We start from the raw sequence: 994 nt of genomic DNA, 5'->3' as shown, positions 1-994 counted from the left end.
GCAGGCGGCCGGACGGTGCGCCGAAGCCGCCGGGGGCGCGCCCTGTCCCCCACCGGCGCCGACGAGGTCGAGGCGACGGCGGTCGCCGCCCTCGCCGACGAGCAGAGCGGCCGGGCGCTGCGCTCGGGCAGCCTGCTGCGGCCGCTGTCGTACGCAGGATTCGGCGAGGTCGAGCTCGACGACGCGGTGGCGACCCCCCTTCGCCTGCTGCCGCCACTGCCCGACGACGCCCCGGAGGAGCCGACCGCCCCCGACGAGACGGAGCGTGCCCTGACGCAGGCCCGCGACGACCTGCGCGAGCCGAGCGCGAGCTCTCGGCAGCCCGCCTCGACGAGTCGCGGCTGCGCTCCGAGCTCGTCGCCGCGCGCGACCGGACGACGACTGCTGAGGCCCGTGTGACGAGTGTGACTCACATCATCACCGACCTCGAGACACGCCGGGCGCGATGAATTTGCGCTAGATCCCTGCTACGGCGCGGGATCATGGGCCCATGAGCACGGCACGCACCACCTCCGACCGCACTGCCCCCACCGATCTGCCCACGTGGGCGATCCAGGCGGAGGACCTCGAGGCCATGCTGGCGACCAACGACGACGAGGTCGACACCGCGGCCATCCCGCGACTGGCCTTCCGTGACGCCGTCGAGGAGGCCGCCGCCCCCGGCGCCACCACCGTCGCCCCGGTCGAGGAGGCCCCCGTGGCCACCCCGGAGCCCGCCGCGGCGCCGGTCGGCCACAACCTGCGCCACCGCCACGCCAGCCCAGAGTCGGTCGCCGCGATCCGTCGCAACCTCATCGCCGTCGCCTGCGTGCTCACCGCCGTCGTCCTCATCGGTGCGGCCGCGACCTGGCTCGCCGGCTGGATCGCCCTCGGCGTCTGGACCCTCTGCGTCGTCGCCGGCACCGTCGCCCTGCGCCGCGCCAACTCGCCGCTACACCGCGCGGCACAGCCGCTACAGCGCCCGCCACGCCTGATCGCCCGCAGCGCGAAGGGG

1 protein-coding gene and 1 pseudogene are annotated in these 994 nt (G+C 75.6%); both read left to right on the top strand.

Translation table 11 applies throughout. The features are described 5' to 3' along the window. A pseudogene (locus AC2W7J_RS18425) lies at positions 1 to 399 on the top strand (hypothetical protein); the annotation flags it as partial. Positions 400 to 490: 91 nt separating this feature from the next. Continuing rightward, the coding region (locus AC2W7J_RS18420) for a hypothetical protein (RefSeq protein WP_485984233.1) at positions 491 to 994 on the top strand (504 nt) is incomplete at its 3' end.

This window comes from Janibacter sp. CFPM2_SD2, assembly GCF_057364645.1.
Note: the sequence above shows the minus strand (reverse complement) of the source record. Positions and strands in the feature narration are given on the sequence as shown.